This is a genomic window from Streptomyces sp. NPDC085866 (assembly GCF_044541035.1).
Lineage (GTDB): Bacteria > Actinomycetota > Actinomycetes > Streptomycetales > Streptomycetaceae > Streptomyces.
In genome coordinates, this window is sequence record NZ_JBITSQ010000018.1 from 225,559 (window position 1) to 238,179 (window position 12,621).

Below are 12,621 nucleotides of genomic sequence, written 5' to 3' on the forward strand. Positions count from 1 at the left end.
TCCATCGTCACCCGGTCGGCCTCATGTCGCTCGGTGGCGCATGGCGTTGACGACCGCATTCACGCGTGGGGAGTGATGACGGCGCGTCCGTGGATCCTGCCGTCGTGCAGGAGCTGGTAAGCCTCGTCGGCGCGTTGCAGGGGGAAGTGCTCGACCAGCACCTTGATCCTCTCCTGCTGGGCGAGCGTGATCACATCCATCAGTTCGGTGAGGGAGCCCCAGTAGGGGGAGGCGACCGAGCACTCGTGCGGCGGGCTGGAGAAGTTGACGGGCAGGGCTCCGCCGCCGAGGCCGACGATGGTCAGGTGGCCGAGGATCCTGGCCACCTGAGCGGCCATCCGCAGCGTCGGGTCGATGCCGACCATGTCCAGCACGAGCTGGGCGCCCTGTTGCCCCGTCATGTCCATGATGCGGGTCACCGCCTCGTCACCCGAGAGCAGGGCCTCGTCGGCGCCCATGCGCTTGGCGGTCTCCAGTTTGCCGGCGTCGGTGTCCACGGCGACGACGGTGGTCGCCGCGCTGAGCGCGCGCAGCATCTGGATGGTCATCTGGCCCAGACCGCCGGCCCCGATCACGACCGCGGTCGAACCCGGTCCCAGCAGGTGCAGCGACCGCTTCACGGCGTGATAGCTGGTCAGCCCGGCATCACTGAGTGGGGCGGCCTGGCGCGGGTCGAGGGCGCCGAGCGGAATCAGGTAGCGCGCCGCCGGGACCAGCAGGTACTCGGCCATGCCGCCGTCGTGACCACCGCCGAGGCCCGGGCCCTGACCACCGAAGTTCTGGCAGTAGTTCTCCTGGCCCTGACGGCAGTTGGTGCAGATGCCGCAGCCCCAGGAGCCGTAGACGATTACAGCGTCTCCAGGCTCGAAACCGGTGACGCCCGGTCCCAGCCGTTCCACCCATCCCGCGTTCTCATGGCCGAGCGTGAAGGGCGGGGCCGTGAAGCCGTGGAGCGGTTCGGGTGCCTGCATGATGTGCAGATCGGAGTGACAGGCACCGGCACCGGCGACCTTCACCAGGACCTGCCCCGGGCCGGGCTCGGGTACTGGCACCTCGCGCAGCTCGGGCGGTTGCCGCCAACCGACGAGTTGAAAGGCCCGCATGGCGATCCTTTACGCAAACGCTGGTCAGTCGCGGATGCCGTCGATGTCGACGAGGACGTGTCGCGGGCCGCGGAAGATCTGGTTGTGCCGATACGGCGGCGGGTCCTCGACCAGCCGGGGATTCTGCACCCGGCGGACGAACTCGCCGACCGCAATCTGGACCTCGAGCCGCGCGAGCGGGGCGCCGAAGCAGAAGTGGATGCCCTGGCTGAATCCGAGGTGCTGGTTGTCGCGGCGTTCGAGGTCGAGTTCGTCGGGGTCGGTGAACCGTTCCGGATCGCGGTTCGCCGAGCCGTACGCCAGGAAGATCGGCGCCCCCATCGGGATGGTGGTACCCGCGATGTCGATGTCCTCCACGGCCGAGCGGGTGTGCCAGAACTGCACCGACGACTCGAAGCGCAACAGCTCCTCCACCGCGGGCACGATCAACTCCGGTCGGCGGCGCAACTTTTCGAGCGCGTCGGGATGGCGCAGCAGGGTGAGCACGCTGTGGGCGATGAGGTTGACCGTGGTTTCGTGTCCCGCGAAGATCAGGAGCAGGGCGTTGCTCGCGAGCACACCCTTGGACATCCGCCCCTCCGAGCCGTCCTCGTTCACCAGCGCGGAGAGCATGCCCGGGCCGGGCTGCCGGGCGTACCGGTGGAGCAGCTCGGCTGCGAACTGCCCGAACTCCTGCACGGCCTGGCGGCCCCCGGCCAGTCGGCTCTGCATCTCTTCGGAGGCGGCCTCGGGGCCGAAGTCCAAAGCGTCCAGGGCCGTTTCGATCCACTGGTGGAAGCGTGGCTCGTCCTCCAGCGGCACGCCCAGAACCTTGCAGATCACGGTCACCGGCAGTGGGTAGGCGAAGTCGTCGACGGCGTCGATCCGGGTCTTGCCCCGCAGGTCGTCCAGGAGCCTGGTCACGATGCGGCGGATGTCGGGTTCAAGGTCGGAGATCAGGTGAGGGGAATGGGGAGGGCCGACGAAATGCGGCATCATCATCCGGCGGTCTCGATCGTGCTCGGGTGGATCCTGGGTGATGATGTTCGGCTCCAAAGAGATGACCGCCTCCGTGATCGGCTCGGCCTCCGCCTCCGCCGATCCCTCGGCCGGGGCCGCGACCGGGCCGGGGCACTTGCGTGGATCCGAGCTGACCCGGGGGTCGTGCAGCAGCGCGACGATCTCCCGGTAGGTACTGACTACATAGGTGCCGTCCGGCTGCCGCGCCACCGGTGTCTTGCGCAGTTCCTCGTAGAACGGGTACGGGTTGGCGCGGTTGGCGTAGCGGAGGGCCTGCTGCCAGGGGGTTTCCTCGACCACGAGGCTCCACTCCCTCTTCTCTAGTCGATGCTGTCCGCCTTGCCATGACGAGCGCGTCAGTGGCGGCGCGGCCGGAACTCGGCCGTCCGCTCGCTCGGGGCGTGTCCGGTCAGGACGACGTCGGGGATCGCCGTCGGGACTCTTGGGTCCGGGAACTCGGCCGGCACCGGCTTCATGTCGTCCGGCTGGTCCCAGCCCGGCGGCGGGGGCGGGAACGGACCGGATCGCTCGATCAGCTTCCCGTAGTACTCCAGCCACTTGCCGTGATCGAAGGTGACGGCCGCGACGATGCGGCCCCGGCGGCCGTAGGCGGCGGCGAAATGCCGGTCCGACACGGACCCTTGGGTGAAGACGATCTCGTCGCCGAAGGGCGGCACACCGACGGACTTGATGTTCACGCCGAACTGACCGGACCAGAAGCCGGGCAGCAGCAGATGCGGGCGATAGTGGGGCTCGAGGTTCACCATGTTGTGCGCCGCGACCTCGGCGCCGAGAACGGCGTTGTCCCAGTGCTCCATCGCCAGGAACTGGTACTCGTACAGCACATGCGGCGCACGCGCCACGTCACCTGCCACGTAGACGCTGTCGGTGACCACGCCGTTGATGTCGAAGGCACGACCACCGGCATCGCACCCGACGCCCCAGAAGCCGGCCGCCAGCCCCGAGCCCTCCAGCCACTCCACGTTGCGGATCGACCCGAGCGAGGCCACCACCACGTCGGCGTCGACGGTGGTTCCGTCGGACAGATGCGCACGCCGCACGTGCCCGCCGGAGTCGCCCTCCAGCGACGACACGCCCAGCCCGCAGCGCAGGTCCACGCCGTGCTCGCGCTGCATCTGCGCGGCGATCTCGCCGATCACCCCGCCGAGCGCGCCGACCAGCGGCGCCGAACCCCGCTCGACGACGGTCACCGGGATGCCGAGCTCCCGGCAGACGGAGGCCACTTCCGAGCCGATGAACCCGGCGCCGATGACCAACACTCGCGACGGCGGCTCGGCCAGTGCCTTCTGCAACTGCTCCGCATCATCACGCGAACGAATCGTGTGGACCCCGTGCAGTGCGGCCTCGGCCGGGTTCGGCCACTGCCGCGCGCGGGTGCCCGTGGCGATCAGCAACCGGTCGTACGGAACCTGCTCCCCGTCGGCCAGGGACACCTGCTTGGTCACGCGGTCCAGTCCGACGGCGGCCACCCCGAGCCGCCAGTCCGCATCCACTTCTCGCATGCGGGGCAGCTTCGTGTGGTCGGCCGGCACCCAGCCCTTGAGTACCTGCTTGGACAGCGGCGGACGGTCGTAGGGCTCGTACGGCTCGTCCCCGATGATGGTCAGGGAACCGGTGAAGCCTTCCTCGCGCAGCGTCTCCGCGGCCCGCAGCCCGGCCAGGGAAGCGCCCACGATGACGATCCGGCCGCTGGCCCGGAACTCGCGCACCAGCTCTGCAACCGTTGCCCGCAGAGTCATGGCGTCTCGTCCCGCTTCGCGCCGTCCAAGCGGTCGATCACGATCGCCTGCACCGGGCATGCCGCAGCCGCTCGCTCGACCTGCAGGCGCCGCTCGTCATCGGGGTTCGGCTCATAGGTGAGCGCCTCCTGGCCGTTCAACCTGAAGACCTCGTGCGCCAGATACACGCATTGCGCGTATCCCTGGCACCGATTCAGGTCCACGACGATCCGCATGGGCAGACTCCTTCCGCTCCGACTTCGCCCCACGGCGACCATCGACCCGGTCATGCAGCCTCGGTCATGAAGCCACGGGCCGGTTTCTCAAGCCTCCCGTCAGGGCGACGGGGCCGGATGCCCCATCCGTCGCCCCGGCCAGGCCACCGAATGAGCAAGTTCGGTCCTGTTCGCTGCGCCGCTTCCTTCACGGTGACGCTCGTCGGCTGTGAGCGTGGGCGTAACCAGACGGGGGCGCTGCATCGACGGTGTCGGCATCAGGGGGTGCCCCGGTCACCACGCCCCAAAAAAATACTCGTCCCGCCTTCTGACGATCGCAAATCCGCCGCTGCGGCGTACTGGATGCATCCGTGACTTCGAGACCTCACTCCGCGGGCTACGGCGATCTCCGGGCCGGTGAAGCCACCGATCACCAAGTCCCGCTCCGACCGCGTCCTGGCGCGTGCGTCGGGTGGACACACACTGCCGCGGCCAAAGCAAGGAAGGCCAGCGTGCCGAGGGGGCCGGCGACAGGCAGCTCGCGCTGAAGAGCGACATCTGGTGGCGCTTGTGCCAGCCGGTCAACGGTTGCCTTCGTCACTTCGACATTTCCATACGACGTATGGTAACAATGAAAGCGCGCTTCCATACGACGTATGGAAATGCTCGCTCGGACCACACCGGGCGTCATACACCGCCTGGCAGAACCGCCGTTGGCGCAGATCACCCCCCTCGGGAAGGAAAGATCATGAACAAGCTCGCGAAGCGCATCGCCCTCACTGTCTCCTCCGTCGCGGTCGCCGGTGCCGCCGTCCTCGGTGCCGGTGGTACCGCTTCGGCCGCGCCCCTTGCATCCGCGCACGCCGAGCACCCGACCGACGGGGCCGTGGCCGCTGACTACAGCTGGGACCACGGTGTCGGCTACCTGCTCGAGCGGGGCTACTCCTGCGACGAGACCCGCGGCTGGCACCAGGACCGCCACGGCAGCGATTCGACCCGGCACGACTGCGACGGGCTCTACTACCGCGATGGTCACTTCTACCGCTGGGACGGCGAGGGACACGGCTGGACGTCCGACAAGTCCTACCGCCACGACGGGAACCGCTGCGAGCACGACGGCGGGGGCAGGCACCACCATGACCTGAGCCGCGACGACCGGTGAGACGGGTCTCGGCCATGAGCGCAAGCAGTTCTCCTCGGCCCCGTCCCTGCCGACGGCGGGGACCCGTCTGGCGGTCGGGGGGCGGCGTCCCCGACTGCCGGCCGAGTGAGCGCAGTGCCACTCCTCATGCGGTGCTCCAGGGCCGTCCGGCGCCCGCGCCCTGCTGTACCGCCTCCGCCCGCGCTGCCTCTTCGCCACAGGCCGGTGGGAGGCACCGCCGAGCCCTGCCCAGGAGCGGAAGCCGATGAAGAAGTCCTTGAAGGCCGTGGAACGACGGGTGGCCGTGCAACTGGTCGTCTCGCACGCCTACTCATTGCCCCTCTGCGTACGTCTGCGCTACGAGCCCGCTGATCCCGATGTCGTCCGTGCCGCCTTCTTCGTCGACTGCGACGAGCCGGTCGAATGGGTCTTGGGGCGGGATCTTCTGGCTGACGGTCTGAAGGGTTCCGCAGGCCACGCGGATGTCCGGATCTGGTCGGCCGCGGGGCGGGGGGACCAGTCGATCTACATCGCCCTCGGGTCTTCCGCGGGCACCGCCTTGCTCGAGGTGCCCGTGCAGGACATCTCGTCCTTCCTTCAAGACACCCAGGCTCTGGTGCCACGGGGTACCGAGTCCGGACTCATCGACTGGGATGCCGAACTGGCACACCTCCTCCCCCACGGCTGACCGCCGACCATCCATGCTCAGAAGTAAAGGAACCAGTGTCATGTCCCAGTACCAGCTTCGCGTCTACACCCTGCGCAGCTCCGACGCGCTCGCCGCCTACGAGAAGATCTGGGCCCAGCACATTCCCGGTATGGCCAAGCACCGGATCACCACCCACGGCGTCTGGACGGTGCCCGCGGCGCCCGGAAGAGACACTCCCCGGCTGTACGCCCTCGTTTCCTACAAGGACGCCGACGACGTGCAGGAGCGGCTGGAGGCATACCTGTCGAGTCCTGAATTCCGCGCGGACATGGAGGGCTTCGACATCAGCCAGATCGTCGGCCTCGACGAGACCCTCCTGACGCCCACCGTGGACTCACCCTTGCGCTGACGGTCGGCCTGCGACGAGTGACGCGGTCAGAAGGGCCGGTATCCGGCGGCCCTGCGATGGTGGTTCCGGTGTCGTCGATGACGACCCACCAGTGGCGGGCGCCTGTGCGGTCATGTGCATCTCCTCGGACTCGGACAGCATGCCGTTCCGGTCCAAGGGACGGCTCTGCACTGCGTGACCGGGCCCCGGCAACCACGGCCGGCGTCGAGGTGGGGACCGCGACGAGTCGGTTCACTACAACCACGACCGGTACAGCGTCGATCGCTGAGGCCAAGGGCGCCCTTTGTCCGGCAACCACCGTTGGCCACATCTCCGTGATGGCCCCGGCCGACAGTGGCCTCGCCTGCTCCCGTCGGCCGGGCGCCCTTGCGACGGCCCGAAGAACTGCTCCTGCGGGTGTCCTCGTGCCGACCGCCACCGGTCCTCGCAGTAACCGCGTCTCTGTGCAGCCCCCTTGAATCCGACGACAGCCCTTCCGATGGCCCTCCCCGGATGTCTCGAAACACCAGGAGTAAGACCCAATGAAGTCATTGAGAACTGTGATCCAGGGGCTACCTGTGAAGCTTGTCGGCGTGTATGCGACGTCCTTGCCCATGATCATGAATCTGCGGTACGAGCCGAGTGATCCCTACGTGGTCCATGCCGCATTCACCACCGATGTCGACAGCGACGAGTCGGTGGAATGGATCATCGGGCGCGATTTGCTGATCGACGGCCTGGAGGGCCCCGCCGGCGAGGGAGACGTTCGCATATGGCCCACCGGCGAGGAGGGCTGCCGCGACTTGTACATCCTTCTCAACCCGCCGTCCGGTACGGCCCTGCTCAAGGCCCCAGCGCAGGAATTCAAGGCGTTCCTGCAGGAAACGGAGGCAGTGGTGCCCCGGGGGGCCGAGCTTGACCACAGCGACTTCGACCGCTCGCTGGCGCACTTCCTCGCCGAAAGGTGAGTCCTGTCAGGGTGCGACCTGAGGCAGGCACACGGACGTCTGCGCCCCGGTGTTCACCGCCATGGTGAGTGGCTGTCAGCAGTCGTGGCGTCGAGGGCGGTCGGGCCGAAGCCAGCCTCGGTCAGGATGTTCGCCGCGACTCCGCGGCCGACCCGCCCCGGTGAGACCAGCCGCCACGCGGCAACCCGCTACCTGCGTCGCGTCGCCCACCTTCCCGCGCTCCGTAGCTCGCCGCTCATCGGCAGGCTCTGCCGCAGGGACGCATCTGAAGGCGCCTACGTCGTCGTGGTGCGCCCTGCAGCGGAAGTCTGGCCGCCGTTTGTCCGCTTCGCGCTCGCCCCGCAAGCCCACTGGTGGACGACGGCCGAGTTGCGGTCAGCCGGAGTGCTGGCCGAGCCTGCTGAACTGCTCGACTCATGGACGGCTATTGGGACGGGCTGCTGCTCCGATGAAGAGATCTCGCAGTAGCACGACACCTCACCTGCGCCGGGCCCGCACCTACGACGAGGGGACGGGGTCTGCTCCTGGTCGCTCAGTTCGCCGAGCATTGGGGAACGCGGCACGCCCGCCACGTCAAGACGGTCTGAGCCGAGCTGAACGAAAAGGAGTCCGCTGGATCCCCGGCATGGGATTCCCTGTAGGCGCGACGACGGACGGAGCTCTGCGATGAGCGGATGCGTCGACCACGAGCTCGGGGGCTCAGTAGGAACGACGTTCGATGCGCTGCTCGAGCCAGATCGTCTTGCGGCTCTGGCTGTGGCGGCAGCCCCAGCGAGCGGTGAGGCCGGGTGCTGCTGGAGTCGGCAGCTCGACGAGGCCGACGGTTCCCCTCCAGGAGGGAGACCAGGAACAAGCCAACGACCATGGTCATTTCACGGTTCAGCGTCGACATACGGCTGCCGTGTAGAGCTTGGATGTGGAACCACCCCGCCGGGCGGTCTCACCGATGTGACGGGGTGGCTCCCGTGTGTCGCAGCCTGAGATCGCCCGACTGCGGGTGCGCCTCAGCCGCCAGTGCCTGGGGCGCAGCGTCTCAGGCTGACTGGCTCAATGGCCGGCGTGCCGGCCGTCACGACCGGCGGTGAGGCGGCTTTCCAGGCCCGTGATCAGCGTGTCCATCACGAGGCGGAACATGTGGTCCTGGTCAGGGCCTTCGGGGGCCGCACCCGTAGAGCCAGGGTGTGCGTCCGTGGCCCCGTCTTCGTCGGCTTCAGGGCCGTGGGGCTTGAGGGTCGACCACTGGTGGAGTGCGCCGTTTAGTTCTGCGGTGAGGACGCCGATGACGACGGCGGCCATCAGCGCGGCGATCTTCGAGACCTCTGACTGCGGCACACCGGCAGCGGCCACGATGGCGGTGAGGGCGGTCCAGAACGGGTCGTCGGGCTGGATGAAGTCCGGCTGGTGGCTGAACGAGTACGCCAGCAGCTTGGGGTGACGGTGCGCCAGGGTCCGGAAGTCTGTGGCGAGCAGACGGATCCGCTCCTGCCAGGGAGCGTCCTCCAGTGTCACGGTGCGGAACTGCGCTCCGACCATTCTCGTCACGCCGCGCAGCACGGCTTCCTTGTTCGGCACGTGGTGGTACAGCGACATCGGGTTCGCGTCGAGCTCGGTGGCGAGTTTGCGCATGGTGAGCGCCTCGACACCGTCCGCGTCGATCAGCCGCAGGGCGGCGGCGTAGATCCCAGCCTCGGTCAGAGGCACGTCCCTCTTCCTCGTTCCCCGCGAGGGACGCCTCACCTTCTCTTCCATACCTCGTATGGTATCAGTTTCATACGCCGTATGGAAATGACCTGAATCACAGCGCTCACCACGGCGACCAGCTTGCTTCACGTTTCCATACGACGTATGGTATCAATTCCATACGACGTATGTTTCCGTACAGCGCCACAGCATCGACCTGCGCAGCGCGCCCTTGCCCATCCACCTCCACGCAGAGGAGCAAGCCATGACCACGCACTCCGCGAACGACCTTCGCCCCATCCGGTCCCCGCGCGGGGTCCCCCTCCTCGGCAACACGCCGCAGATCCCCGGCACCAACCCGGTGGAGTACTTCGCCGAGCTGTCCAAGCAGTTCCCCGAGGGCATCTACGGCTTGGACATCGCCGGTGTCGAGCAGATCTTCGTCTACGACCCGGACCTGGTGGCCGAGGTCTCCGACGAGACGCGGTTCTTCAAGCAGATCGAGAAGACGCCGCTGCAGCATGTCCGGGACTTCGCGGGCGCGGGCCTGTTCACGGCCCACCAGCACGAGGAGGAATGGGGCATGGCGCACCGGATCCTCCTGCCGGCGTTCAGCCAGCGGGCCATGAAGGCGTACTTCGGGCAGATGCTGGAGATCGCCCAGAACCTGGCGGGCAAGTGGGAGCGCAAGGAGGGTCAGTCGGTCAACATCACCGACGACTACACCCGGCTGACGCTGGACACGATCGCCCTGTCGGGGTTCGGCTACCGGTTCGACTCCTTCGAGAAGGAGGAGCTGCACCCCTTCCTCAACGCGCTGCTGGGTGCGCTGGTGGAGTCGCTGCGGCGCTCGCAGGAGCTGCCGATGATGACCAAGCTCCGCAAGGCCGATGCCAAGAAGTACGGCGAGAACGTCCAGCTGATGCAGGAGCTGGTCGAGAGTGTGATCAAGGAGCGGCGCGAGGGCAAGGGCGGCGGTGAGGAGGACCTGCTGGGCCTGATGCTGGAGGCCACCGACCCGGAGACCGGCAAGCGGCTGTACGACGACAACGTCCGCGACCAGGTGCTGACGTTCCTGATCGCCGGCCACGAGACCACCAGCGGCCTGCTGTCCTTCGCCACGTACTCGCTGATGCGCAACCCGCACGTGCTGGCCCAGGCGTACGCCGAGGTGGACCGGCTGATGCCAGGTGACACGGTCCCGGACTACGACACGATCATGCAGCTGGACGTCATCCCGCGGATCCTGGACGAGACCCTGCGCCTGTGGGCTCCCATCCCGGCGTTCGGCAAGACGGCGCGGGAGGACACCGTCATCGGCGGCCACTACGAGCTGAAGAAGGGTGCGAAGGTCCTCATCCTGGAAGGCCCGCTGCACACACACCCCAAGGCGTGGGAGCGGCCGGACGAGTTCGACATCGACCGCTGGCTGCCGGAGAACCGCGTCCAGCACCACCCGCACGCCTACAAGCCGTTCGGCAACGGCATACGTGCCTGCATCGGCCGCCAGTTCGCGCTCACCGAGGCCCGCCTGGCCCTCGCGCTGGTGCTGCAGAAGTTCAAGTTCTCCGACACCAACGACTACAAGATGGACCCCCGGGAGGCGCTGACGCGCAAGCCCGGCAACTTCGAGCTGATCGTCCGCCGTCGTCAGGAGCACGAGCGGACCGTCTTCGGCGCCGCGGACCTGCAGACCGGCGACACGCAGGCGCAGGCAGCGGTCAGCGGTGTCGGGGTGAACCTGACCGTCGCCTACGGCTCCAGCCTCGGCTCCTGCGAGGACCTGGCGCGCACCATCGCCGACCGCAGCGAGCGCTCCGGCTTCGGCACCACGCTGGTGAGCCTGGACGAGCTGGGCGACAACCTGCCCACCGAGGGCCTGCTCGCCGTGGTCGCCGCCAGCTACAACGGCAAAGCCCCCGACAACGCCCAGCGCTTCGACGACCTGCTCGCCGCCGGACTGCCCGAGGGCTCACTGTCGAACGTGCGGTTCGCGCTGCTGGGCGCCGGCAACACCCAGTGGGTGGCCACCTACCAGGCCTTCCCCAAGCGGATCGAGGAAGGCCTGCTGGCCGCCGGCGCCACCCCCGTCGTCGAGCGCGGCATCGCGGACGCCGCCGGTGACTTCGACGGCATGGCCACCCGCTGGATGAACACCCTGTGGGCCACCCTGGCCGAGGAGTACGCGGCCGACACCTCCGACACCACCGGGCCGCGCTACCAGGTGCAGCTGCTCACCGAGGCGGACGTGCGTCCCGCGATCGTCTCCGAGCAGGCGTACCCGCTCACCGTGGTCGCCAACGAGGAACTGGTGGCCGACGCGACCGGCCTGTGGGACTTCCAGATCGAGCCGCCGCGCCCGGCCGCGAAGTCCATCACCATCGAGCTGCCCGAGGGCGTCACCTACGACACCGGCAACCACCTGGCCGTCTTCGCCAAGAACGAACTCGCCCTGGTGGAGCGCGCGCTGAGGCGGCTCGGCGTCGACTACGACCAGGTGCTCCGGCTCGACCAGCCGGCCGGTGGCCGCACGCACCTGCCGGTCGGCACCCCGGTCACCGCCGGCATCCTGCTCACCGAGTTCCTGGAGCTGCAGGACGTGGCCACCCGGTCCCAGATCCAGACGCTCGCCGAGTACACCCAGTGCCCGTGGACCCGGCCGCAGCTCCAGGCGTACACCGCCGACACCCAGGAAGCCGAGGAGCGCTACCAGAAGGAGATCCTCGGCAAGCGCATCTCCGTCCTGGGCCTGCTGGAGCGCTTCCCCGCCATCGAGCTGCCGCTCGCGGTCTTCCTGGAGATGATGGGCCCGATCCGCCCGCGGTTCTACTCCATCTCCTCCTCCCCGCTGGCCAACCCGCGCCACGTGCGGCTGACCGTCGGCCTACTGGAAGGCCCGGCCCTGTCCGGCGACGGCCAGTACCGCGGCACCTGCTCCTCCTACATCGCGGGCCTCGAGCCCGGTGACGTCGTCTACGGCTACGTCCGCGTGCCCTCCCCGACGTTCGCCCCGCCCGCCGACCCCGCCACGCCGCTGATCCTCATCGGCCCGGGCACCGGCATCGCGCCGCTGCGCGGCTTCCTGGAGGAGCGGGCGACACAGCACGCGAACGGCACCCGGGTGGGCGTGTCGCAGGTGTTCGTCGGCTGCCGCCACCCGGAGCACGACTACTTCTACCGCCAGGAGATGCAGGACTGGGAGCAGACCGGCATCGCCCGGGTGCACACCGCCTTCTCCGCAGTGACCGGACACCCGGCCCGGTTCGTGCAGAACGCCATCGCCCATGCCGCCGACACGGTGTGGCAGGCCATCGAGGACGGCGCCTACGTCTACGTCTGCGGTGACGGCCGCCGTATGGCACCCGCCGTGCGCGAGGCCCTCGCCGCCATCCACCGCCAGAAGACCGGCAGCGACGACGAGACCGCCCAGCAGTGGCTCGCCCAGCTCGAAGCGGACGAGCGCTACCAGCAGGACGTCTTCGCCTGACCGTCGCACGCCGTCAAGACGCGCCGACCCCCAGCCGCCGGGAGGCGTGCGGACGTCCTGCCTCCCCGCACGCCTCCCGGCCCCACCAGCCACTCAGACACCCCATGGCACCCATGGCCCGGACCACCGGACCGTGCCGCTCACAGAAAGCAGATCCTCATGGACACCATGCTCGCCGGACGCTTCCACCTGGACAGCAAGAAGTTCGTCGTGGAGGAGGTCCCTGTCCCCGTCCCGGGCCCGGGCGAGGTA

At 68.4% G+C, this 12,621-nt stretch carries 10 protein-coding genes and 1 pseudogene; 6 read left to right on the forward strand and 5 right to left on the reverse strand.

Going from position 1 to position 12,621, the window contains the following annotated elements; translation table 11 throughout:
* Positions 1-59: 59 nt before the first annotated feature.
* From ACIF83_RS37335 to ACIF83_RS37350, 4 genes are read right to left on the reverse strand one after another with little or no spacing between them, the layout of a single operon-like run.
* Entirely contained in the window at positions 60-1,103 is a 1,044-nt protein-coding gene (locus ACIF83_RS37335; protein ID WP_399733889.1) for an NAD(P)-dependent alcohol dehydrogenase, read from the reverse strand.
* Positions 1,104-1,127: 24 nt separating this feature from the next.
* Positions 1,128-2,402, reverse strand: coding sequence for a cytochrome P450 (locus tag ACIF83_RS37340; protein WP_393481729.1), 1,275 nt, complete (start codon positions 2,400-2,402; stop codon positions 1,128-1,130).
* Positions 2,403-2,458: 56 nt separating this feature from the next.
* Positions 2,459-3,862 carry an NAD(P)/FAD-dependent oxidoreductase gene (locus ACIF83_RS37345; RefSeq protein ID WP_393481731.1) on the reverse strand — a complete coding sequence of 468 codons (1,404 nt, stop codon included), beginning with the start codon at positions 3,860-3,862 and terminating at the stop codon, positions 2,459-2,461.
* Complete coding sequence (locus ACIF83_RS37350; protein WP_390771665.1) at positions 3,859-4,077, reverse strand: ferredoxin; 219 nt, start codon at positions 4,075-4,077, stop codon at positions 3,859-3,861. Before ACIF83_RS37350 ends, ACIF83_RS37345 begins: the two co-directional genes overlap by 4 nt.
* A gap of 727 nt (positions 4,078-4,804) precedes the next feature.
* Here ACIF83_RS37350 and ACIF83_RS37355 point away from each other — a divergent pair.
* From ACIF83_RS37355 to ACIF83_RS37375, 5 genes and pseudogenes are all read left to right on the forward strand, one after another.
* Positions 4,805-5,218 carry a hypothetical protein gene (locus ACIF83_RS37355; protein ID WP_393481735.1) on the forward strand — a complete coding sequence of 138 codons (414 nt, stop codon included), beginning with the start codon at positions 4,805-4,807 and terminating at the stop codon, positions 5,216-5,218.
* Positions 5,219-5,462: 244 nt separating this feature from the next.
* On the forward strand, positions 5,463-5,885 hold the full coding sequence (locus tag ACIF83_RS37360) for an SsgA family sporulation/cell division regulator (RefSeq protein ID WP_399733894.1): 423 nt from the start codon (positions 5,463-5,465) through the stop codon (positions 5,883-5,885).
* A gap of 40 nt (positions 5,886-5,925) precedes the next feature.
* Complete coding sequence (locus tag ACIF83_RS37365) at positions 5,926-6,255, forward strand: NIPSNAP family protein (RefSeq protein ID WP_399733897.1); 330 nt, start codon at positions 5,926-5,928, stop codon at positions 6,253-6,255.
* Between the two features lie 557 nt (positions 6,256-6,812).
* Positions 6,813-7,202: an SsgA family sporulation/cell division regulator gene (locus ACIF83_RS37370; RefSeq protein ID WP_393481743.1), complete on the forward strand. Its 390-nt coding sequence runs from the start codon at positions 6,813-6,815 to the stop codon at positions 7,200-7,202.
* 463 nt (positions 7,203-7,665) lie between these two features.
* Positions 7,666-7,789 (forward strand): annotated as a pseudogene (locus ACIF83_RS37375) (protein phosphatase); the annotation flags it as partial.
* Positions 7,790-8,249: 460 nt separating this feature from the next.
* Here ACIF83_RS37375 and ACIF83_RS37380 read toward each other — a convergent pair.
* Complete coding sequence (locus ACIF83_RS37380; RefSeq protein WP_393481746.1) at positions 8,250-8,903, reverse strand: TetR/AcrR family transcriptional regulator; 654 nt, start codon at positions 8,901-8,903, stop codon at positions 8,250-8,252.
* A 244-nt stretch (positions 8,904-9,147) separates the two neighbouring features.
* Here ACIF83_RS37380 and ACIF83_RS37385 point away from each other — a divergent pair, with 244 nt between their 5' ends.
* Complete coding sequence (locus tag ACIF83_RS37385; RefSeq protein ID WP_399733901.1) at positions 9,148-12,369, forward strand: cytochrome P450; 3,222 nt, start codon at positions 9,148-9,150, stop codon at positions 12,367-12,369.
* The last annotated feature ends 252 nt before the right edge of the window (positions 12,370-12,621 follow it).

What these genes read in the sequence shown, in the direction of transcription:
- ACIF83_RS37350 (WP_390771665.1), bottom strand. Translation starts at nt 4,077, where the DNA reads ATGCGGATCGTCGTGGACCTGAATCGGTGCCAGGGATACGCGCAATGC.
- ACIF83_RS37335 (WP_399733889.1), bottom strand. Translation starts at nt 1,103, where the DNA reads ATGCGGGCCTTTCAACTCGTCGGTTGGCGGCAACCGCCCGAGCTGCGC.
- ACIF83_RS37365 (WP_399733897.1), top strand. Translation starts at nt 5,926, where the DNA reads ATGTCCCAGTACCAGCTTCGCGTCTACACCCTGCGCAGCTCCGACGCG.
- ACIF83_RS37385 (WP_399733901.1), top strand. Translation starts at nt 9,148, where the DNA reads ATGACCACGCACTCCGCGAACGACCTTCGCCCCATCCGGTCCCCGCGC.
- ACIF83_RS37345 (WP_393481731.1), bottom strand. Translation starts at nt 3,862, where the DNA reads ATGACTCTGCGGGCAACGGTTGCAGAGCTGGTGCGCGAGTTCCGGGCC.
- ACIF83_RS37360 (WP_399733894.1), top strand. Translation starts at nt 5,463, where the DNA reads ATGAAGAAGTCCTTGAAGGCCGTGGAACGACGGGTGGCCGTGCAACTG.
- ACIF83_RS37355 (WP_393481735.1), top strand. Translation starts at nt 4,805, where the DNA reads ATGAACAAGCTCGCGAAGCGCATCGCCCTCACTGTCTCCTCCGTCGCG.